Source organism: Paracoccus yibinensis, assembly GCF_030846195.1.
Taxonomy (GTDB): Bacteria; Pseudomonadota; Alphaproteobacteria; order Rhodobacterales; family Rhodobacteraceae; genus Paracoccus; species Paracoccus yibinensis.
In genome coordinates this window covers 137,159-157,654 of the sequence record NZ_JAVCWH010000001.1, presented here as the reverse complement: position 1 = coordinate 157,654, position 20,496 = coordinate 137,159, and the positions used below count along the sequence as shown (strand labels likewise).

General features: G+C 65.5%; 21 protein-coding genes. 6 read left to right on the top strand and 15 right to left on the bottom strand.

The window, feature by feature from the left end; translation table 11 throughout:
• Positions 1–85 precede the first annotated feature (85 nt).
• The 3 genes from RAH32_RS00780 to RAH32_RS00770 are packed head-to-tail and all read left to right on the top strand — an operon-like array spanning position 86 to position 1,272.
• Entirely contained in the window at positions 86–460 is a 375-nt protein-coding gene (locus tag RAH32_RS00780) for an NADH:ubiquinone oxidoreductase subunit NDUFA12 (protein ID WP_306604169.1), read from the top strand.
• Positions 461–925, top strand: a complete 465-nt coding sequence (gene mlaD, locus RAH32_RS00775; RefSeq protein ID WP_306604167.1) for an outer membrane lipid asymmetry maintenance protein MlaD — start codon at positions 461–463, stop codon at positions 923–925.
• Positions 922–1,272, top strand: a complete 351-nt coding sequence (locus RAH32_RS00770; protein ID WP_306604165.1) for a DUF2155 domain-containing protein — start codon at positions 922–924, stop codon at positions 1,270–1,272. Before mlaD ends, RAH32_RS00770 begins: the two co-directional genes overlap by 4 nt.
• Here RAH32_RS00770 and aat read toward each other — a convergent pair.
• The 5 genes from aat to hisF all read right to left on the bottom strand — a co-directional run bounded on the left by aat (position 1,239) and on the right by hisF (position 4,911).
• The gene (aat, locus tag RAH32_RS00765; RefSeq protein ID WP_306604163.1) at positions 1,239–1,868 is read right to left on the bottom strand and encodes a leucyl/phenylalanyl-tRNA--protein transferase; all 630 of its coding nucleotides are present in this window, start codon (positions 1,866–1,868) and stop codon (positions 1,239–1,241) included. The genes RAH32_RS00770 and aat overlap by 34 nt on opposite strands.
• A 9-nt stretch (positions 1,869–1,877) precedes the next feature.
• The gene (gene accC / locus RAH32_RS00760) at positions 1,878–3,224 is read right to left on the bottom strand and encodes an acetyl-CoA carboxylase biotin carboxylase subunit (RefSeq protein ID WP_306604161.1); all 1,347 of its coding nucleotides are present in this window, start codon (positions 3,222–3,224) and stop codon (positions 1,878–1,880) included.
• Positions 3,225–3,232: 8 nt separating this feature from the next.
• On the bottom strand, positions 3,233–3,733 hold the full coding sequence (gene accB, locus RAH32_RS00755) for an acetyl-CoA carboxylase biotin carboxyl carrier protein (protein WP_306604159.1): 501 nt from the start codon (positions 3,731–3,733) through the stop codon (positions 3,233–3,235).
• A 108-nt stretch (positions 3,734–3,841) separates the two neighbouring features.
• The gene (locus RAH32_RS00750) at positions 3,842–4,153 is read right to left on the bottom strand and encodes a phosphoribosyl-ATP diphosphatase (RefSeq protein ID WP_306604157.1); all 312 of its coding nucleotides are present in this window, start codon (positions 4,151–4,153) and stop codon (positions 3,842–3,844) included.
• The gene (hisF, locus tag RAH32_RS00745) at positions 4,150–4,911 is read right to left on the bottom strand and encodes an imidazole glycerol phosphate synthase subunit HisF (RefSeq protein ID WP_306604155.1); all 762 of its coding nucleotides are present in this window, start codon (positions 4,909–4,911) and stop codon (positions 4,150–4,152) included. The genes RAH32_RS00750 and hisF overlap by 4 nt, the downstream gene beginning before the upstream one ends.
• A gap of 97 nt (positions 4,912–5,008) precedes the next feature.
• Here hisF and selD point away from each other — a divergent pair, with 97 nt between their 5' ends.
• On the top strand, positions 5,009–6,064 hold the full coding sequence (gene selD / locus RAH32_RS00740; protein WP_306604153.1) for a selenide, water dikinase SelD: 1,056 nt from the start codon (positions 5,009–5,011) through the stop codon (positions 6,062–6,064).
• Between the two features lie 61 nt (positions 6,065–6,125).
• On the opposite strand, the gene RAH32_RS00735 is transcribed toward selD, so the two are convergent.
• The 5 genes from RAH32_RS00735 to RAH32_RS00715 are packed head-to-tail and all read right to left on the bottom strand — an operon-like array spanning position 6,126 to position 11,604.
• On the bottom strand, positions 6,126–7,151 hold the full coding sequence (locus RAH32_RS00735; RefSeq protein ID WP_306604151.1) for an oligopeptide/dipeptide ABC transporter ATP-binding protein: 1,026 nt from the start codon (positions 7,149–7,151) through the stop codon (positions 6,126–6,128).
• Positions 7,148–8,134, bottom strand: a complete 987-nt coding sequence (locus RAH32_RS00730) for an oligopeptide/dipeptide ABC transporter ATP-binding protein (RefSeq protein ID WP_306604149.1) — start codon at positions 8,132–8,134, stop codon at positions 7,148–7,150. Before RAH32_RS00730 ends, RAH32_RS00735 begins: the two co-directional genes overlap by 4 nt.
• Position 8,135: 1 nt before the next feature.
• Entirely contained in the window at positions 8,136–9,062 is a 927-nt protein-coding gene (locus RAH32_RS00725; RefSeq protein WP_306604147.1) for an ABC transporter permease subunit, read from the bottom strand.
• 4 nt (positions 9,063–9,066) lie between these two features.
• Positions 9,067–9,990 (bottom strand): oligopeptide ABC transporter permease OppB, encoded by a 924-nt coding sequence (gene oppB / locus RAH32_RS00720; RefSeq protein ID WP_306604145.1) that lies wholly within the window; start codon positions 9,988–9,990, stop codon positions 9,067–9,069.
• A 12-nt stretch (positions 9,991–10,002) separates the two neighbouring features.
• A complete protein-coding gene (locus RAH32_RS00715; RefSeq protein ID WP_306604144.1) occupies positions 10,003–11,604 on the bottom strand; it encodes a peptide ABC transporter substrate-binding protein in 1,602 nt (533 codons plus the stop codon).
• Between the two features lie 579 nt (positions 11,605–12,183).
• Between RAH32_RS00715 and RAH32_RS00710 the strand changes: the two genes are divergently transcribed.
• Both RAH32_RS00710 and RAH32_RS00705 read left to right on the top strand, forming a co-directional pair.
• Positions 12,184–12,828 carry a TRAP transporter small permease subunit gene (locus RAH32_RS00710; RefSeq protein ID WP_306604143.1) on the top strand — a complete coding sequence of 215 codons (645 nt, stop codon included), beginning with the start codon at positions 12,184–12,186 and terminating at the stop codon, positions 12,826–12,828.
• Positions 12,825–14,717: a TRAP transporter large permease gene (locus RAH32_RS00705; RefSeq protein ID WP_306604142.1), complete on the top strand. Its 1,893-nt coding sequence runs from the start codon at positions 12,825–12,827 to the stop codon at positions 14,715–14,717. Before RAH32_RS00710 ends, RAH32_RS00705 begins: the two co-directional genes overlap by 4 nt.
• A 131-nt stretch (positions 14,718–14,848) precedes the next feature.
• Here RAH32_RS00705 and RAH32_RS00700 read toward each other — a convergent pair whose 3' ends face one another.
• The 5 genes from RAH32_RS00700 to RAH32_RS00680 all read right to left on the bottom strand — a co-directional run bounded on the left by RAH32_RS00700 (position 14,849) and on the right by RAH32_RS00680 (position 20,446).
• Positions 14,849–15,970, bottom strand: a complete 1,122-nt coding sequence (locus RAH32_RS00700; protein ID WP_306605168.1) for a TRAP transporter substrate-binding protein — start codon at positions 15,968–15,970, stop codon at positions 14,849–14,851.
• Between the two features lie 194 nt (positions 15,971–16,164).
• On the bottom strand, positions 16,165–17,439 hold the full coding sequence (eno, locus tag RAH32_RS00695) for a phosphopyruvate hydratase (RefSeq protein WP_306604141.1): 1,275 nt from the start codon (positions 17,437–17,439) through the stop codon (positions 16,165–16,167).
• A 69-nt stretch (positions 17,440–17,508) separates the two neighbouring features.
• A complete protein-coding gene (locus tag RAH32_RS00690) occupies positions 17,509–18,195 on the bottom strand; it encodes an endonuclease/exonuclease/phosphatase family protein (RefSeq protein WP_306604140.1) in 687 nt (228 codons plus the stop codon).
• Positions 18,196–18,284: 89 nt separating this feature from the next.
• A complete protein-coding gene (locus RAH32_RS00685) occupies positions 18,285–19,685 on the bottom strand; it encodes a protein adenylyltransferase SelO (RefSeq protein ID WP_306604139.1) in 1,401 nt (466 codons plus the stop codon).
• A 59-nt stretch (positions 19,686–19,744) separates the two neighbouring features.
• Positions 19,745–20,446, bottom strand: a complete 702-nt coding sequence (locus RAH32_RS00680) for an aquaporin (protein WP_306604138.1) — start codon at positions 20,444–20,446, stop codon at positions 19,745–19,747.
• Positions 20,447–20,496 lie beyond the last annotated feature (50 nt).

The window sequence follows — 20,496 nt, the reverse complement described above, 5'->3', positions numbered from 1 at the left end:
CCGGGGCGCGGCAGATCAGGCAGGCTGGATCTCGGACGCGCTTTGCGTCATATGTTCGGCAGCCACGAATAAGAGGTTCCAGCCCATGTCCTTCCTGCTTCGCGCCCTGACCTGGTGGAACAGCCAGACCATCAATACCCAGTTCTGGACCTGGCGGAACGGCACCAAGGTCGGTGAGGATGCCGATGGCAACATCTTCTACCAGAACAAGGATGGATCACGCCGCTGGGTGATCTACAGCGGCGAATCGCAGGCCAGCCGGGTCAGTCCCGAATGGCATGGCTGGCTGCATCACACTTGGGACGAGCCGCCGACCAAAGCCCCGCTGGTCCACAAACCTTGGGAAAAGCCTCACCAGGAAAACCGGACGGGAACGCCTGGCGCCTATTATCCCGACGGATCGCTGTATCGCGCCGATCAGCCCGCGCGCCGCGACTATGATGCCTGGCAGCCGGAATAAATGAACGCCGGGGCCGAACATCGGGCGGAATTGCTGGCCGGAACAGCTGTGCTTGCGGCAGCGGCGGGATTTCTGCTGTGGGGCTTCGGTCAGGGCTTTGCCCGTGAAACAGGCTACGAGGTCAGGGCATCCTTTCCCGATGTCGATGGCATAGCTGTCGGAACCGAGGTTCGGCTGGCAGGGGTTCCGGTGGGCCGGGTCTCCAGCGTCTCGCTGAACCCGGACACCTATATGGCGGATGCCAGACTAAGCCTTCCTGCGGATATCGCTCTGCCGTCGGACAGTGCCGCTCTGATCCAGTCGGATGGGCTTCTGGGCGGCGCCTACATCCAGATCCAGCCGGGCGGCAGTCCCGACAACCTGGCGCCAGGGGACGAGATCGAGGACGTGCAGGGCGCTGTCAGCCTGTTGCAACTGATGATGAAGTTCGTGGACAGCCAGGCCGGAGACGAGGAGACACCGTGATCCGCGCCCTGCTGCTTGCCGCCGCCATGACCAACCCCGCTGCGGCGCAAGAGGTGGCCCGCGCGGACGGCGCCCTTCTTCGAGGTTTGGACAAGATTTCGGGGCGAACGACGGATTTGCCCGTCCTGGTGGGCGAGGCCGTTCGCTATGGCAGGTTGCAGGTGCGGCTGGGGGAATGCCGGTATCCGGCTGGCGATCCCAGTTCGGATGCCTATGCGCAACTGACCATCACCGATGTTTCGCAGAACGTCACCTTGTTCAGCGGCTGGATGATCGCCTCGTCGCCCGCGCTGTCCGCCCTGGACGACGCGCGCTATGACGTGTGGGTTATTTCCTGCCAAAGCTGATCGGCTGAGGGCAGCGCGCAGGACCGCAGGTCCGTCTGCCGCTCCAGGGCATCGGCCAGCATCAGGCGATACTGCGCGCGGGTGATCTCTCGCCCGCCCATGCGTTCCAGGTGCGGCGTCAGAAACTGCGTGTCGAACAGCGTAAAGCCGCAGCGCGCCAAGTGGCTGGAGATCCACAGCAAGGCCATCTTTGAGCCGTTCGTCCGGGCCGACACCATCGATTCACCGAAGAATGCCGCCCCCAGGGTCACGCCGAAGATGCCGCCCGCAAAGGTTCCTTCATGCCGGACCTCGATGGCATGGGCGAAGCCCGCCCGGAACAGGTCGCGATAAAGCCGCTTCAGGGGCGTATTGATCCAGGTCGTGCCCCGGTCTGCGCAGGCATTCACGACGGCGTTGAAATCGCCGTCCAGATGGGCCGACCACCCACCCCGGCGCAGGTCGCGTCGCAGCGACCGAGAAGCATGGACCCCGCCCACGGGCAGAATCCCCCGCATCGGGGGGTCATACCAATAGAGCCGGGGATCACGGGCACTTTCGGCCATGGGAAAGACGCCCTGCGCATAGCCTTGCAGCAATTGCGCCGGCGTCAGCATGGTCCGGGATCAGCCGAACCTGTGATCCAGCCAGCGTTCCAGCCAGTGAATCGAATAGTTGCCCGACCGGATGTCAGGTTCCTGCAGCAGTGCGGTGAACAGCGGCACGGTCGTATCGATGCCGTCCACGATCAGTTCTCCCAAAGCGCGTTCAAGCCGGGCCAGGGCCTCGGACCGGTCGCGGCCATGCACGATCAGCTTGCCGATCAGGCTGTCGTAATAGGGGGGTATGGAATAGCCGTCATAAAGCGCACTGTCGATGCGCACGCCCAGGCCACCCGGCGCATGATATTGCGTAATCCGCCCGGGACAAGGCGAGAATCCGGGCACCTTTTCGGCATTGATCCGCACTTCGATCGAATGCCCGCGAATGGCCAGATCCTCTTGCCGGAACTCCATCTCGGCGCCCGCCGCGACCAAAATCTGCTGGCGGACCAGATCGACGCCGAAGATTGCCTCGGTCACGGGATGTTCAACCTGCAGGCGCGTGTTCATTTCGATGAAATAGAACTCACCATCCTCATATAGAAACTCGATGGTGCCCGCGCCGGCATAGCCGATCCGGGCAACGGCATCGGCACAGATCTTGCCGATCCGCGCGCGTTCCTCGGCGCTGATCGCCGGACCGGGGGCTTCCTCCAGCACCTTCTGGTGGCGGCGTTGCAGGGAGCAGTCACGCTCGCCCAGATGGACGGCGCGGCCCTTGCCGTCGCCAAAGACCTGGATTTCGATATGGCGCGGCCTTTGCAGGTATTTCTCGATATAGACGTCGGGATTGCCGAAGGCTGCCTTGGCCTCGGCCCGCGCGGTGCGGAACGCGACCTCCAGGCCTGCTTCGTCCTGGGCGACCTTCATGCCGCGACCGCCGCCGCCCGCGGTGGCCTTGATGATGACCGGATAGCCGATCCCCGCCGCGACACGCTTGGCCTGGTCCACGTCATCCACGCCGCCTTCGCTGCCCGGCACGCAGGGCACGCCCAGGTTCTTCATCGTGTCCTTGGCGGTGATCTTGTCACCCATGATGCGGATATGTTCCGCGCGGGGACCGATGAAGGTGATGCCGTGGTCTTCCACCATCTGCACGAAGGCCGCGTTTTCCGACAGGAAGCCATAGCCCGGATGAATGGCCTGCGCGCCCGTGATCTCGCAGGCCGAGATGATGGCGGGCATCGACAGGTAGCTGGCCGCAGAGGGCGCCGGGCCAATGCAGACCGACTCGTCAGCCATGCGGACATGCATTGCGTCGGCATCGGCGGTCGAATGGACTGCGACGGATGCGATGCCCATCTCACGGCAGGCGCGAATCACGCGCAGGGCGATCTCGCCCCGGTTGGCGATCAGGATTTTGTCGAACATGCCTTGCCTCACTCGACGACCATCAGGGGGGCGCCGAATTCGACAGGGGTGCCGTCGTCGATCAGGATGCGCCTGACTGTGCCTGCGCGGGGCGAGGGGATGTGGTTCATGGTCTTCATCGCCTCGACGATCAGCAGGGTGTCGCCCTCGGCAACGGTCTGGCCGATCTGGACGAAGGGCGTGGCGCCGGGTTCGGCAGACAGGTAGGCAGTGCCGACCATAGGCGAGGTGACGGCGCCCGGCAGGCTGGCCGGATCTTCGCTGATCGCGGGCAGTTGGGCGGTATGGGCAGGGGCCGCAGGTGCGGGCGCAACGGCAACAGGCGCAGGTGCAGCATGGACCACGGGCTTGCCGTGCTTGGAGAGGCTGACCGTCAGGCGGTCATGTTCACCGTATTCGCGTTTGACCGACAGTTCGGACAGGTCGCTGGAATTCAACAGTTCCGCAAGCGACTGGATGAAAGCCACGTCGCCTTCGTGATGCTTGCCGTTCTTGGAATCGTTGCTCATGCGGTCCTCTGCCATGTTTATTCGGTCGCGGCCCGGCCGCAACAATTTGCCCGCTTATAGACCCCCAGCCCGTCCAAGGAAAAGGGTTTGAGACGACGACACGCGCGATTAGGACCGTGAGGCCTTTTCCGACAGGCCCGATGTCCCGGCGCGCCGCGCAAGCTCGGCTTCGACATCCGTCAAGGTGACATCGCGCGCAGCCAGCATCACCAGCAGGTGAAAGACGACATCCGCCGCCTCGCTGGTCAGGCGGTCCCGGTCGCCCTTTACCGCCTCGATGATCGCCTCGACGGCTTCCTCGCCGAATTTCTCGGCGCATTTCTCGGGGCCTTTGGCCAGAAGCTTCGCGGTCCAGCTGCTGTCGGGGTCGGCGGTCCTGCGGGCGGCGATGGTTGCGGCCAGGTCATGGATCGCGCTCATGTCAGCCTCATGGGGATGCCGGCGGCGGCCATGTGGGCCTTGGCCTCGGCGATGGTGAAGGTGCCGAAATGGAAGATCGAAGCTGCAAGAACCGCGCTTGCATGGCCTTCGGTCACGCCCTCGACCAGGTGGTCCAGCGTGCCGACCCCGCCCGAAGCGATGACCGGAATGTTCACCGCATCCGCGATGGCGCGCGTCAGCGGGATGTTGAAGCCTGCGCGCGTGCCGTCGCGGTCCATGGAGGTCAGCAGGATCTCTCCGGCGCCCTTGGCCTCGACGGTGCGGGCAAATTCCACGGCGTCGATGCCGGTGGGCTTTCGGCCGCCATGGGTGAAGATCTTCCACCGGCCATCAGCCACGGTCTTGGCGTCGATGGCCACGACGATGCACTGGCTGCCGAAGCGGTCGGCGGCATGGGCCACCACATCCGGGTTCGCCACGGCGGCCGAGTTGAAGCTGACCTTGTCCGCCCCCGCCAGCAGCAGCGCCCGCACGTCGTCATGCGTCCTGACGCCGCCGCCCACCGTCAGCGGCACGAAGCATTGTTCCGCCGTGCGCGTCACCAGGTCGAACATCGTGCCCCGGTTTTCATGGGTCGCATGGATGTCCAGGAAGCAGATCTCGTCGGCGCCTGCGGCGTCATAGGCGCGCGCGGCCTCGACCGGGTCACCGGCGTCGATCAGATCCACGAAGTTGACACCCTTCACGACGCGGCCATCGGCCACGTCCAGGCAGGGGATGATCCGGGTCTTGAGCATGGGCTTCTCCTTGCCGGCCTGTCCTATGCGCAAACGGGCCTTCGTTGAAGATGCGATTTGCGGGTGATAGCGTGACGCGAACCGAACGGAGACCCCGATGGACGACCAGCACACGACAGAACCGCGCCTGACATCTTTGTCCCACGGGGGCGGCTGCGGCTGCAAGATTGCGCCGGGCGTGCTGACCGGCTTGCTGCGTGGCACGGCGATGCTGCCGGTCCCCGAGGCGCTGCTGGTGGGGATCGAGACCTCGGACGACGCGGCGGTCTATCGGTTGAATGACCGGCAGGCGCTTGTGGCGACGACGGATTTCTTCATGCCCATCGTGGACGACCCGCTGGATTTCGGGCGCATCGCCGCGACCAACGCGATCAGCGACGTTTACGCCATGGGCGGCACGCCGATCATGGCGCTGTCGCTGGTGGGGATGCCGATCAACACCCTGTCGGGCGAGACGATCGCCCGCATCCTGGAAGGCGGCGCCATGGCCTGCCGCGAGGCGGGCATCCCCATCGGCGGCGGCCATACCATCGATTCGGTCGAGGCGATCTATGGCCTGGTGGCGCTTGGGCTGGTCGATCCTGCCCATGTGAAGCGTAACAGCGGTGCGCGTCCGGGTGACGTGCTGATCCTGGGCAAGCCGCTGGGCGTCGGCGTGATGTCGGCGGCGCTGAAGAAGGGCGCGCTGTCGGGTGACGGCTATCGCGCGATGATCGCGGCCACGACCAGGCTGAACACCCCCGGCCCGGATCTGGCGCGGCTGGCGGGGGTTCATGCGATGACAGACGTGACGGGCTTCGGCCTGGCCGGCCACGCGCTCGAGATGGCGCGGGGATCGGGCTGCGAGCTGCGCTTGGACTGGTCCGCAGTTCCACTGCTCGCAGGTGCCCGTGACCTGGCGGCGCAAGGCTTCGTCACTGGCGCGTCAGGGCGGAACTGGGCCAGCTATGGGGCCGAGGTTGCGCTGCCCGACGGCTTTGCCGACACTCATCGCGCGCTGCTGACCGATCCGCAGACCAGCGGCGGGCTGCTGGTTGCTTGTGCCGAGGACCAGGCCGAGGCTGCCCTGGCGATCTTCCGCGACCACGGCTTTGCCGAGGCTGCCGTGATCGGTCGCGCCGTCGAGGGGCCGGGGCACATCGTCGTCGGCTGACTTGGCGGGCAAGCCCGCCATGCCTCCGGCGGGGATATTTGGATGAAGAAGAAGCGGCGGGTCAGGCCGCTTCGGTGGCGCGGGCGCGGGCGATTTCCTGTGGCGTGAGGGGGCCGGGGAAATGGCAGGCGGTCTGGTGGCGACCTCCGGCAAGGACCGGCACCTCGGCCGCGCAGCGGGGTGCCCCACGCGGGCAGCGGGTGCGGAAGACGCAGCCCGAGGGTGGATTCATGGGCGAGGGCAGGTCGCCTTTCAGCGGCACCACGGTCGCGGCGGGGTCATGCGCGGGATCCGGCACCGGGACGGCTGACAGCAGCGCCTGCGTATAGGGGTGCTGCGGATCGGCATAAAGGTCGCGGGCGGGCGCGATCTCCATCACCTTGCCCAGGTAGAGGACCATCACACGGTCGCTGATGTGGCGCACCACCGACAGGTCGTGGGCGATGAAGATCAGCGACAGGCCAAGATCGGCCTGCAGTCGCATCAGCAGGTTGATGACCTGCGCCTGGATCGAGACGTCGAGCGCGCTGACGGGTTCGTCGCAGATGATCAGCCGGGGTTCCACGATCAGCGCGCGGGCGATGCCGATCCGCTGGCACTGGCCGCCGCTGAATTCGTGGGGATAGCGGTTGATCTGGCTGGGCAGCAGGCCCACCCGGTCCATCATCGCCTTCACGCGGTCGCGGACCTGAGCCTTCGGAAGGCCGGGCTGGTGGGTGACCAGCGGTTCCGCGATGATCTGGCCCACGGTCATGCGCGGGTCGAGGCTGGCCAGCGGATCCTGGAAGATCATCTGGATCTGGCTGCGATAGGCCATCATCTGCCGCGCCGACAGGCCGATGAGGTCGGTTCCGTCCTGCCATTCCGCGCGGCCCGTGGCGGGGACAAGGCCGATCAGGGCGCGGGCCAGCGTGGATTTCCCGCAGCCGGATTCGCCCACGACGCCCAGAGTCTCGCCTGGTTGCAGGGTGAAGCTGACGCCGCCGACGGCCTGAAGGTTGCGGGGGCGGGACCAGGGCATCGCGCCAGCCTGCCGGACGGAAAAGCTGACGCGAAGGTCGTGGACGTCAAGAAGGGGCTTCGTCATGGGTGTGTCTCCGTTCCGGCGCGCAGTTCCGCCAGCGGGGCGAAGCAGGCGCGCCAGCGGTCGGGGGCGAAGGACGCCAGCGGCGGGCGGTGGTCGCAGTCGCCGCGGCGATAAGCGCAGCGCGGCCCGAAGGCACAGCCCTGCGGCGGGCGGGACATGTCGGGCGGCTGTCCGGGGATGACGGCCAGTTCGCCCTCGTCCGTGTCGATTCGCGGGATCGCCGACAGCAATCCTTGGGTATAGGGGTGGGCGGGATCGGCGAAGAGCGGACCCACCGGGCCCAGCTCCCGGATGCGCCCGCCATACATCACCGCCACGCGCGAACAGGATCCGGCGACGACCCCCAGGTCGTGGGTGATCAGCATCATCGCCATGCCGAAGTCGCGTTGCAGGTCCGACAGCAACGTCATGATCTGCGCCTGCACCGTCACGTCCAGGGCGGTCGTGGGTTCGTCCGCGATCAGCAGCTTGGGCCGGCACAGCAGCGCCATCGCGATCATCACCCGCTGCCGCATCCCGCCGCTGAACTCATGCGGATAAAGGCGCACCCGGCCCTTGGCGTCGGGGATTCGCACCGCGTCCAGCATCCGCACGGATTCGGCCACGGCCGCGCGCTTGGACAGGCCCTTGTGAAGGACCAGCACCTCGGCCATCTGGTCCGAGACGCGCATATAAGGATTCAGCGAGGTCATGGGATCCTGAAAGATCATCGCGATCTTCTCGGCCCGGACCCGGTTGATGACCTTGGGCGGGGCGTTCAGGATTTCCTGCCCGTCCAGCCGAACGCTGCCCGAGGCCTGGCCGTTGCGCGCCAGAAGGCCCATGACCGCAAAGGCCAGTTGCGACTTGCCTGAACCGGATTCGCCGACGATGCCCAGCGTCTCGCCCGGCTGGACGGTCAGGCCGACATCGCTGACGGCATGAACCTCGGCGTCGTGGGTGTGGAAGCGGACCGACAGGTCGCGGATCTCCAGAAGTGCCATGTCAGCGGTCCTTGGGATCAAGGGCATCGCGAAGACCGTCGCCCACGAAGAAAAAGCCGAACAGGGTGATGACGAAGAAGAACAGCGGGAAAGCCAGCTGCCACAGGGTTCCATAGCTCATGGTGCCGGCCCCTTCCGAAATCAGCGCACCCCACGAGGTCAGGGGTTCCTGCACGCCCAGGCCCAGGAAGCTGATGAAGCTTTCGGTCAGGATCATCAGCGGCACCAGCAGCGTGGCATAGACCGCGACCACGCCCAGCAGGTTCGGCACGATGTGGCGGATGATGATGCGCCAGGTGGACACGCCGGTGGCGCGGGCGGCCTCGATGAACTCGCGGTTCTTCAGGGACAGGGTCTGGCCGCGCACGATGCGCGCCATGTCCAGCCACGAGATCAGGCCGATGCCCAGAAACAGCATGGTCATCGACCGCCCGAACATCACCAAGAGCAGGATCAGCACGAACATGTAGGGGATCGACATCAGGATATCGACCGTCCGCATCATGATCTGGTCGGTCCGCCCCCCGACATAGCCCGCCACCGCGCCGTAAAGCGTGCCGACGATCACCGCGATGCCCGCGCCCACGATGCCGACCAGCAGGCTGATCTGCGTGCCCTGGACGGTGCGCGCGAACAGGTCGCGGCCCAGGTCGTCGGTGCCGAAGTAATGGCCGTTTTCCAACGAGGGCTGGCCCATCGTCGCGACCTGGCCCATGACGCTGAAATCCAGTTCCTCGTTCGACCAGACGGCGATCTGGCCCCCGAAGATCGCGAACAGCGCGACCAGCAGCAGGATTACCAATCCCGTCATCGCCGCCTTGTTGCGCAGGAAGCGGCGGCGGGCGTCGGCCCAGGGGGACCGGCCCCGGACCTCGGGCTGGGTCATCCGCGCGGCGAGCGAGCGCATCTTGTCGTGTTCGATCACCATGGGCTTAGTACCGGATCTTCGGGTCGATCCAGGCGTAAAGGATATCGACGACCAGGTTGAACAGGATGGTCAGCGCGCCAACCAGGATGGTGACGCCCATCATCACCGCGTAGTCGCGGTTCAGCGCCGAATCCACGAAGGCCTTGCCGATCCCGCCGGTGGAAAAATAGATGTCGATCACCACCGATCCGGTGATCATCGACACGAAGACCGGCCCCAGATAGCTGACGACCGGCAGCATCGCCGGGCGCAACGCGTGGCGCAGAATGACGCGGCGTTCGGGCATTCCCTTGGCGCGGGCGGTGCGGATGTGGTTCGACCCCAGCACCTCGAGCATGGAGGACCGTGTGATCCGCGCGATGGACGCCATGTAGCTGGTGGACAGCGCGATCACCGGCATGATCCAGAAGGAGGGGTCTGAAAAGCTCCACCCCCCGCCGGGCAGCCAGCCCAGCCACAGGGTCAGGACCAGCACAAGCAGCGGTGCCATCACGAAGTTCGGGAGCACCTGCGCTCCGATCGAGATGCCGACCGCAAGATAGTCCAGCCACCCGTTCTGCCGGATAGCGGCCAGCGTGCCCAGCGTGACGCCGACCAGGACCGCTGCCAGAAAGGCCAGCGTGCCATAGGTCAGCGTCACCGGAAAACCGTCCGCGATCAGCTGGTTCACGGTCCGGTCGGGATAGACGAAGCTGGGGCCGAAGTCGAAATGGACCACGATGCCGTAAACATAGTTCCAGATCTGGCGCCACAGCGGGTCGTCCAGCCCGTATTTCGCATTGAGGTTCGCCAGCACCTGCGGCGGCAGGGCGCGTTCCTGGGTGAACGGCCCGCCGGGCGCCAGATGCATCAGCAGGAAGGACAGCACGATCAGCAGCAGCAGCGTGGGAACCGCCACCGCCAGCCGCCGCAGGATGAAGGCGAACATCGGCGGCGAACCTTACTCGGCCACCCGATACAGGTCCTTGGCATACCAGGCGTTCGTCACGTTCTGGGTCGGCAGGCCCTTGATCGTCGGGTTGATCATGTCGACCTTGGAATAGTGATAAACGAAGGCCGCGGGCACTTCCTCGGCCAGGATCTCCTCGGCCTGCTTGTAGAGCGGCGCGGTATCCTCGGCAGTCTTCGAATCCGCCATCAGCTTGTCGTATTCCGCGTTCGACCACTTGCCCGAATTATAGCCGTCGGTGCGGAACCAATCCAGGAAGGTCGTCGCCTCGTTATAGTCGGCGCACCAGGCATAGCGGGCCATGTCGAAGTCCTGGTTCTGCATCCGGTCGGTATGCACCTTCCATTCGACATTGTTCAGCGTGATGTTCACGCCCAGCGGCTTCCAGAACTGCTGCGCGGCGATGGCCAGCTTCTTGTGGTTCTCGTCGGTGTTGTATTGCAGCGACAGCGACAGGGGATTGTCGGGGCCATAGCCCGCCTCGGTCAGCAGGGCACGGGCCTTCTCGGTCCGTTCCTCCTGCGTCATGGTGGCGATCTCGGCATCGGGGGCCTGGAAGCCTTCGATGGCCCAGTGGGTCCAGCTATAGGCCGGCTTCTGGCCGCCCTGCAGCACCTGGTTCACGATGATGTCGCGGTTCAGGCCCAGCGACAGCGCCTGGCGGACGCGCACGTCTTTCAGCGCCTCGGGGCCCTTGTCGGATACGTTGAAGACATAGGCATAGGAACAGGCATAGGGGATCGAGACCGCCTGGTCAGGATATTCCTGTGACAGGCGCGGATACTGTCCGGCCGGGATCTGCACGCGGTCCAGTTCACCCGCCAGATAGCGGGTCAGGCCGATGTTGTTGTCGTTCACGGTGACGCCGCGCACGGTTTCCATCACCACATTATCGGCATCCCAATAGTTCGGGTTCTTCACCAGGGTGATGTCAACGCCAAGGTTGTGGCTTTCCAGCATGAAGGCGCCGTTGCCGACCAGGTTGCCGGGCTGGGTCCAGGCGTCGCCATGCTGTTCCACCACCTTTTGCGGGACCGGGAAGGTGGTGGCGTGGGACAGGGTCTTCAGGAAATAGGGGGTGCGCGTGGTCAGCGTCACCTCCAGCGTCTTGTCGTCCACAGCGCGGACGCCCAGCTGGTCGGGCGTCATCTCGCCCGCGATGATCTGGGTGGCGTTCTGGATGTTCATCAGTTCCAGGAACCACGCATATTCCGAGGCGGTTTCCGGGTTCACCACGCGCTGCCAGGCATAGGCGAAATCCTGCGCCGTGACCGGATCGCCGTTCGACCACTTGGCTTCGCGCAGCGTGAAGGTATGGGTCAGTCCGTCTTCGCTTTCCGTGTGGCTTTCGGCAACGCCGGGAATCATCGCGCCGGTCGCGTCTTCGTTCATCAGCCCCTCGAACAATTGGCGCAGCACGTCCGAGCCTTCGACATCGGTGTTCTTGGCCGGGTCAAGCGTCTTGATCGCGTCCAGCAGCCAATAGGTATAAGTCTGGCTGTCGGCCAGCGTTTCACCCGGCGCGGGCTGGACGGCCTGGGCGGGCAGGGCCAAGGCGGCCAGAAGGGCGGTGGTCGTGAACAGCTTGGACATCGGCTCCCCTTTGCGTTGAATGACGGCGTCTTGATGCACGTCCGGCCGACGTTACCCCATGATCCTGACGGGTAAAGGCGCTTCGGCGTTGGAACGTGTCGCATTCCCGTGAGGGGATGCGGATGTCCAGGGCTCGCGCGTCCCCTGGGGCGGCTGCCAATGCGTCCTGTCATGAACGCAGCGACAGGCCGGGACAGGCTGCACAAGGGGTCCTCCTCGAACGGCGCTTCCAACGGCGGGCAAAGAAAAACGCCAGGGGATCAACCCGTATCTTGCAGAAGGGGTGCGGCTTGGCCCCGTCAGGGTGCATCCCGGGATTTCCTGTCCGGGCGTTGCCGCGGAAGGTGCCGCCGCCATCTTGCCGCCCACGCGCGGCCATTCCGACAGTCGGTTCGCGACGTTGCGTCACTTGGCAGACGGCGTCGGGCCTGCGGAGCAAAACGCGCCCCGTGGTCCGATGACGTGACGCGCCCATTACCGAACTTCTTGACCCATTTTGCCTGTTCGCGCATACGGCGGGTGAAATGAACAGTCGGCCATTTGGCCTATAAGGCTGGTTTTCATGGGGGAGGACTCTTGATGAACGGCCTTCTGGCCCTGTCCCGCGGCATCGACCGCGTCAACACCGTGATCGGCAGGAACGTGTCCTGGTTGATCCTGCTGGCGATCTTCGTCAGTGCGATCAACGCGGTCATCCGCAAGGCATTCAGCATGTCGTCGAATGCCTGGCTTGAATTGCAATGGTATCTTTACGGCGCGGCCTTCCTGCTGGCGGCGGCCTATACGCTGCTGGAGAACGAGCATATCCGCATCGACATCCTGTTCGGTGCCTTGTCACGCCGGGTCCAGCACTGGATCGAGCTTCTGGGCCACATCTTCTTCCTGATGCCGATGGTCCTGCTGACGCTGTGGCTGACCTGGCCCTGGCTTGCGCGATCCTATCGCACCGGAGAGATGTCGATGAACGCCGGCGGGCTGATCCTGTGGCCGGCCAAGGCGCTGCTGTTCACGGGCTTCCTGCTGCTGCTGTTCCAGGGCATCTCCGAGATCATCAAGAAGATTGCCGTGATGCGCGGGATCATCCCCGACTACAACGCGCCCTCCGGCCACCACGCGCCGCTGGATCTGGACGAGGAACTGCTGAAACAGGCGGGCTTTGCCGATCCCGACCACCCGCTGACCGACATTCCCGCCGACAAGACGCGCAAGGACGACCGCAAATGATGGAACTCATCGCGCAGAACATGGCGCCGATCATGTTCGTTTCGCTGATCGTCTTCCTGCTGGTCGGCTATCCGGTCGCCTTCGCCCTGGCGGCGAACGGCCTTTTGTTCTTCATCATCGGCGTGGAACTTGCACCGCTGTCGGGCGGGTCCATCAACCTTTCCTGGCCGCTTCTTGGCGCCCTGCCTGACCGCTTCTTCGGAGGGGTCGTCGCCAACGAGACATTGCTGGCGATCCCCTTCTTCACCTTCATGGGCATCGTGCTGGAAAAATCCGGCATGGCCGAGGACCTTCTGGACACGATCGGCCAGCTGTTCGGCCCGATCAGGGGCGGCCTTGCCTATGCCGTCGTCATCGTGGGTGCGCTGCTGGCAGCCACCACCGGCGTGGTCGCCGCGTCCGTCATCGCGATGGGCCTGATCTCGCTGCCGATCATGCTGCGCTATGGCTATGACCGGCGCGTGGCCTCGGGCGTGATCGCGGCGTCCGGGACATTGGCGCAGATCATCCCGCCGTCGCTGGTGCTGATCGTGCTGGCGGACCAGTTGGGCCGCTCGGTGGGCGACATGTACAAGGGCGCGATGATCCCCGGCCTGGTGCTGACCGGGTTCTACATGCTTTACATCTTCGTGGTGTCGATGATCCGGCCGCATTATCTGCCGGCGCTGCCGAAAGAGGCGCGGACCCTGGGATCGGGCGTCACCTCGCTGATCGTGGCCCTGGCGGGGGCGGCCGTCATCTTCTGGCTGACGACCCGCTGGCTGGGGCCGGACCACGCAGCCGATGCGCCGATCTGGGGCCTCGTGATCGCTGTGTCGGTGATCTATGTCGTGGCGCTGCTGGACAAGGTCACGGGCATCAACATGATGTCGCGGCTGGCCCAGCAGGTCATCATCGTGCTGATCCCGCCGCTTGCGCTGATCTTCCTGGTGCTGGGCACGATCTTCCTGGGCATCGCCACCCCGACCGAGGGCGGCGCGATGGGCGCAGTCGGCGCGCTGTTCATGGCGGGCATCAAGAAGCGGCTGTCGATGGACGTGATCCGCCAGGCGCTTTACGCCACCACGCGGCTGTCGGCCTTTGTGATGTTCATCCTGATCGGCGCGCGGGTCTTCTCGCTGACCTTCTATGGCGTGAACGGGCACCTTTGGGTGGAACACCTGCTGACCTCGCTGCCGGGGGGCGAATACGGCTTCCTCATCGTGGTCTCGATCATGGTGTTCCTGCTGGCCTTCTTCCTGGACTTCTTCGAACTGGCCTTCATCATCGTGCCCCTGCTGGCCCCCGCGGCCGAGGCGTTGGGCATCGACCTGATCTGGTTCGGCGTGATCCTGGGCGTGAACATGCAGACCGCCTTCATGCACCCGCCCTTCGGCTTTGCGCTGTTCTACCTGCGCTCGGTCGCGCCCAAGGCCGAGTATATCGACAAGGTCACCAAGAAGCGGACGGCGCCTGTCAGAACCGGCCAGATCTACTGGGGCGCGGTGCCGTTCGTCTGCATCCAGTTGGTGATGATCGGCGTGGTGATCGCCTTCCCCGGCATGGTCATGCACTACAAGGGGGCGCCGGTCGATACCTCGAACATCCGGCTGGAAATCCCGGCCGGAGGAATGGGCAGCGGCACCAGCGGCGGCTTTGGATCGCTGGGTGGCCTGGGTGCGCCCTTTGGCCAGCAAGCCCCGGCCGACGGCGGCACGACGCCCCCCTCGGGCGGCCTGGGCGGCACGCCCCCGGGCCTCGGCGCGCCTCCTCCCGGCCTTGGCGCACCGGCGGCACCGGCACCCGCAGCCCCAGCCGAAGGCGCGCCCCCGGCCGAGCCGCAGCCTGCGCCCGCCCCGGGCGGTCTGGGCCTGGGCGGCCCGCCGCCGGGTCTTGGCGGCAGCAACTGACGACAAAAGGCCGGGTTCGACCCGGCCTTTTTTCATTCCGCCACCCGCACCGGGACGCGCGTCGGCCTTTCGTTGTCGCATGAAAAACCGCCGCGGATGATCCGCGGCGGTTCTGTCGTTTCGGGACGATCTCAGCCTTGGGTGGGGGCCAGCTTGCCGTTGCGCTGCTGGATCATCATGAAGGTGTCGAAGGTGTATTCCGCAGTCTGGTTGTACAGATACCAGTCGTCGCGGAACTGCAGCTGCGCCTCGTACTGCCGCTTGAATTGTTCGTTCTGGGCGGACAGTTCGGCATAGACCTCGTTCGCGGCGGTGAAGGCCGCGTTCATGATCTCTTCGCTGAAGGACCGAAGCTGCGCGCCCGACGCGGCCAGTTCCTTCAGCGCGGTCGGGTTGCGATAGTCGTACTTGGCCAGCATGTTCTGGTCGGATGCCTGGCAGCAGGTGCGCAGCAATGCCTTGTAATGCTCGGGCAGCTCGTCGTACTTGGACTTGTTGATGAAGAAGCTGACCGTCGGCCCGCCTTCCCAGAAGCCCGGATAATAGTAGTATGGCGCGACCTTCTGGAAGCCCAGCTTGTTGTCGTCATAGGGGCCAACCCATTCGGCGGCGTCGATCGTGCCCTTTTCCAGCGACGGATAGATGTCGCCGCCGGCGATCTGCTGCGGCACGACGCCCAGCTTCTCGACCACGCGCCCGGCAAGACCCGAGATGCGCATCTTCAGGCCCTGCATGTCGGCCAAGGTGTTCACTTCCTTGCGGTACCAGCCGCCCATCTGCACGCCGGTATTGCCGGCCGGGAAGGCCACCAGGCCGACTGTTTCCAGGAACTGGTTGTACGAGTCGATGCCGCCGCCGTGATAGTTGTAGGCAGCCTTTGCGCGTGCACTGAAGGTGAAGGGCAGGTCCGCGCCGCAGGCAAAGGCCGGGTCCTTGCCCCAGTTGTAATAGCCCACCGAATGGGCGCATTCCACGGTCCCGTCGCCCGCCGCGTTGATGGCGTCCAGGCCCGGCACGATCTCGCCCGCGGCGAAGACCTGCAGGTTGAACTTGCCGTCGGTCGCTTCCTTCAGGCGGACCGAGATTTCTTCCCCGCCGCCATAGATGGTGTCCAGCGACTTCGGGAAGGACGACGCCACGCGCCAGTTGATCGTCGGCGATTCCTGCGCGATGGCGGGGGCCGCCAGCGTGGCGCCCGCCGCTGCGGCGACGCCGCCGACCGAGGCCGTGGTCAGGAACGACCTGCGGTGCAGGTTCTTGGAATCTTTCATAAACTCTCCTCCGATGCGGGCAATCGGGATCGTTGCCCAGCGGGGTCATGCCCCCGAACGAGGTGCAGTTTAGTCCCTGATCGCCGCCTGTCGAGAGGGTGCGTCAGGTCAACGACAAAAATGAAGCCGCCCCCGCAGGTGCAGGGGCGGCTTTGCGGTTTCCGAAGGGGATGCGATCACCGCAGGATGGATTTCCCTGCGTATTCCGCCGTGGCACCCAGCATTTCCTCGATGCGGATCAGCTGGTTGTATTTGGCCAGCCGGTCCGAGCGGGCGAGGCTGCCAGTCTTGATCTGGCCGCAGTTGGTGGCGACCGCCAGGTCGGCGATGGTGGCGTCCTCGGTCTCGCCCGAGCGGTGGGACATGACGCTGGTATAGCCCGCGCGATCCGCCATGCGCACCGCGTCCAGCGTTTCCGACAGCGTGCCGATCTGGTTGACCTTGACCAGCAGCGAGTTGCCGCAACCCTTGGCGATCCCTTCGGCCAGCCGCGCGGGGTTGGTCACGAACAGGTCGTCGCCGACCAGTTGCACGCTGCCGCCCAGGCGGTCGGTCAGCAGCTTCCAGCCCTCCCAGTCGTCCTCGGCGCAGCCGTCCTCGATCGACAGGATCGGATAGTCGGAACACAGCGCGGCCAGGTAGTCCACGTTCTCGGCCGAGGTGAGCGACTTGCCCTCGCCCTTCAACTCGTAGCGGCCGCCCTTGAAGTATTCGGTGGAGGCGCAGTCCAGCGCCAGCATGATGTCGTCACCGGGCTTGTAGCCGGCCTTCTCGACCGCGCGCAGGATGAAGTCCAGCGCGTCGCGGGTGGAGGACAGGTTCGGCGCAAAGCCGCCCTCGTCGCCTACGCCGGTCGCCAGCCCCGCCGCCGAAAGCTCCTTCTTCAGCGTGTGGAACACCTCCGAACCCATGCGCACGGCGTCGCGGATGTTCTCCGCGCTGACCGGCATGACCATGAACTCCTGGATGTCGATGGGATTGTCGGCATGTTCGCCGCCATTGATGATGTTCATCATCGGCACCGGCAGGATCCGCGCCGCCGTGCCGCCCACATAGCGGTAGAGCGGCTGCTGGCAGGCATCCGCCGCGGCCTTGGCCACCGCGAGGCTCACGCCCAGGATGGCATTGGCGCCCAGGCGGCCCTTGTTGGGGGTGCCGTCCAGGTCGCACATCATGGCGTCGATGGCGCGCTGTTCGGTCGCGTCCTCGCCGATCAGGTTCTCGGCGATTTCGCCATTGACCGCCGCCACGGCTTCCAGCACGCCCTTGCCCATGTAGCGGGCCTTGTCGCCGTCGCGCTTCTCGACCGCCTCATGCGCGCCCGTGGATGCGCCCGAGGGCACCGCCGCCCGGCCCATCGTGCCGTCTTCCAGCGTCACGTCGACCTCGACGGTCGGGTTGCCGCGGCTGTCCAGGATCTCGCGCGCGAAGATGTCGATGATGGCGGTCATGGGTGCCCCTCCGTTGCCTGATGTCGGCGCCTTCATAGCTGCCGCAGGGGCAGGCCGAAAGCGGCAATTTCAGGGCTCCTCGATCTCTGCCCAGATGGGCAGGTGGTCGGACGCCTCACGCGCGCTGGCCCCGGTAAAGACGCCCTGACGCAGCAGGGTCAGATGATGGGACATGGCGAAGCGGTCGAACCGGAACTGCGGCAGGGGTGCAGGATAGGAAGGCCCAGGGGCAATGACGCGGAAACCGGCCAGCGATTCCAGCCCCCGGCTGTCGTGCCATTCGTTGAAGTCGCCCATCAGGACGATGTTGTCGTCGGCGATCCGCGCGGCCTGGGCCGTGATCCGTGCAAGCTGGGCCCGGCGCGACGACCGTGCAAGCCCCAGATGGACGCCGATCACGGTCAGCCGGGGCAGGCGAAGGACGACCGCCCCTCGCGGCTCGATCCCTGGCAAAGGCAGGCGGCGCAGCACCGCCTGTTCCGCCAGGTCGGGGCGCATCAGGATCGTCTGGCCGTGCCAGCCAAGCGAGTTTTCCCCAGTCGTCGCCATGTTCGCCGGGACCAGGCCGGTCGCATCGCGGATCAGCCGGCGGGGCAGGGCCTCGGGGCGGGCGCCCAGGCGAAAATCAACCTCTTGCAGGGCGATGATGTCTGGCCGCAGCGCAGCAATGACGGCAAGGTTGCGTTCCGGCGCGTGCGGGCCGGTCAGGCCACGGCATTTGTGCAGGTTGTAACTTGCCAGTCTCAACAAAAACATGCCGCCTTTCGTACTCGGCGCAGGATAGCCAGGGGCAAGGTGGCCGCAAGGGCTTGCGGTGTCGCGGCGGCGCAGTGCCCGCGTTTTGATCAGGTCCCGCAGAAGGTCTGATGCACGATCTGTTCCGCAAGGGGCGCATGAGACAGGTCATCCCATTCGGCGCGCGCCTCTCGCGGATGGATCACGGCGTCGAACAGGCGCTGGAAGGGGCCAAGATCGTCGGCCACGGCTGCGACGATGGCTTCCTCGATCTGGTGGTTGCGCGGGATGCGGACGGGGTTCGCATGACGCATCAACTCGGGATCGGGGTTCTGCGCCTGCCAGTCAACAGCCCAGGCGTCGAAGGCCTCGCGGTCGATGAATTCGTCCCGCGCGCGGCCGTCGGCGAGGCCCGCGAAGACACGGGTGAAGTCGGCGCGCTGCTGGGCCATCATGGTCAACAGGCGCTCGGCCAGGGGTTGCACGTCGGCGGCCTCGGTCAGGCCCAGCTTTTCGCCGAAGCGGCGGCGCCAGGCGGCCTGATAGATCGGGGCGAAGCTGTGGACGGACTTTGTCGCGGCTTCGATGGCAGCGTCGCGTTCGCCCATCAGCGGGATCAGGCAGGTGGCAAGCTGCGCCAGGTTCCATACCGCGATCTGCGGCTGCTGCGCCCAGGCATAGCGCCCGCCCCGGTCGATGGACGAAAACACCGTGTCGGGATGATAGGCGTCCATGAAGGCGCAGGGGCCATAGTCGATGGTTTCCCCCGACACGGCCATGTTGTCGGTGTTCATCACCCCGTGGATGAAGCCAAGCGCCATCCAGTGCGCGATGGTTTCGGCCTGCCGCGCGATGACGTGATCCAGCAGCGACAACGGGCCGTTGGCGGTGGGATAATGGCGGGCGATGACGTGGTCGGTCAGGGCGGCCAAGGCGTCCTCCTGCCCCCGGACGGCGAAATACTGGAAGGTGCCGACGCGGATATGGCTGGAAGCCACGCGGGTGAGCACCGCGCCCGGCAGGCCGCTTTCCCGCCAGACCGTTTCCCCGGTGGCGACGGCCGCCAGGGCGCGCGTGGTCGGCACGCCCATCGCATGCATGAACTCGCTGACGATGTATTCGCGCAGCACCGGCCCGACCCAAGCCCTTCCGTCGCCGCGCCGGGAGAACGGCGTCGGTCCGCTGCCCTTCAGCTGGATGTCGAAGCGCGCCCCGTCGGGGGCCACAACCTCGCCCAGCAGCACCGCGCGCCCGTCGCCAAGCTGCGGGACAAAGCCGCCGAACTGGTGGCCTGCATAGGCTTGGGCAATCGGCTCGGCCCCTTGCGGAACGGCGTTGCCCGCCAGCATCGCCACGCCCTCGGGACCGGTCAGCCAGTCCGCATCCAGGCCCAGCCGGCGCGCCAGACCGTCGTTCAGTGCCAGCAGGCGTGGCTGGGCGACAGGCGTAGGCGCCACGCGGGCAAAGAAGCCCTGTGGCAGACGGGCATAGCTGTTGTCGAAATGGATCATCAGGGCCTCCTGTCCCTTTCATCTAGGATCAGGAGGCGGATGGAAAAAGGGGCAGTCGATCAGCCCCGCGGCTTGACGTGCGGCGAACGGGTGATCCCTGCGCCGTGCAGTGCGCCCGCCAAGGCCCCCCCTGCAAGGGGTGCCAGGATGAACAGCCAAAGCTGCGACAGGGCCGGTCCGCCCACGAAGATGGCTGGTCCGATCGACCTGGCGGGGTTGACCGAAACTCCCGTCACGTCGATACCGACAAGGTGGATTCCGGCAAGCGTCAGCCCGATCGCAAGCCCAGCAAAGCCCGCCGGTGCGTCGGTCTGGGTCGCGCCCAGGATCACGGTCACGAACAGGAAGGTCGCCACGAATTCGAAGACCAGGGCGGACATCAGGGTATAGCCGCCGTTGTAACCCTCACCCCAGCCGTTCTGGCCAAGGCCGTTCTGGGCGATGGAATAGTCCGACTTGCCCGAGGCGATCAGATAGATGACTGCGGCCGCGGCAGTCGCCCCCAGAATCTGCGCAATGCAATAAGCGACAAAGTCACCCCCGCCCATCCGCCCCGAAGTCAGGAAGCCAAGCGACACCGCAGGGTTGAGCTGGGCCCCCGATATCGCGCCAAGGCCATAGGCCGCTGCGATGATCGACAGGCCGAATGCCATGGAAATACCGTGAAAGCCGATCTCGGCACCCATCAGCACCGCCGAGCCTACTCCAAAGAAGACAAGGATGAATGTGCCGATGAACTCGGCCAGGGCCTTGCTTGACATTGACACTCTCCACCATGATTCGGGTCGTTTTGAACCGATCTGTCCAGTTT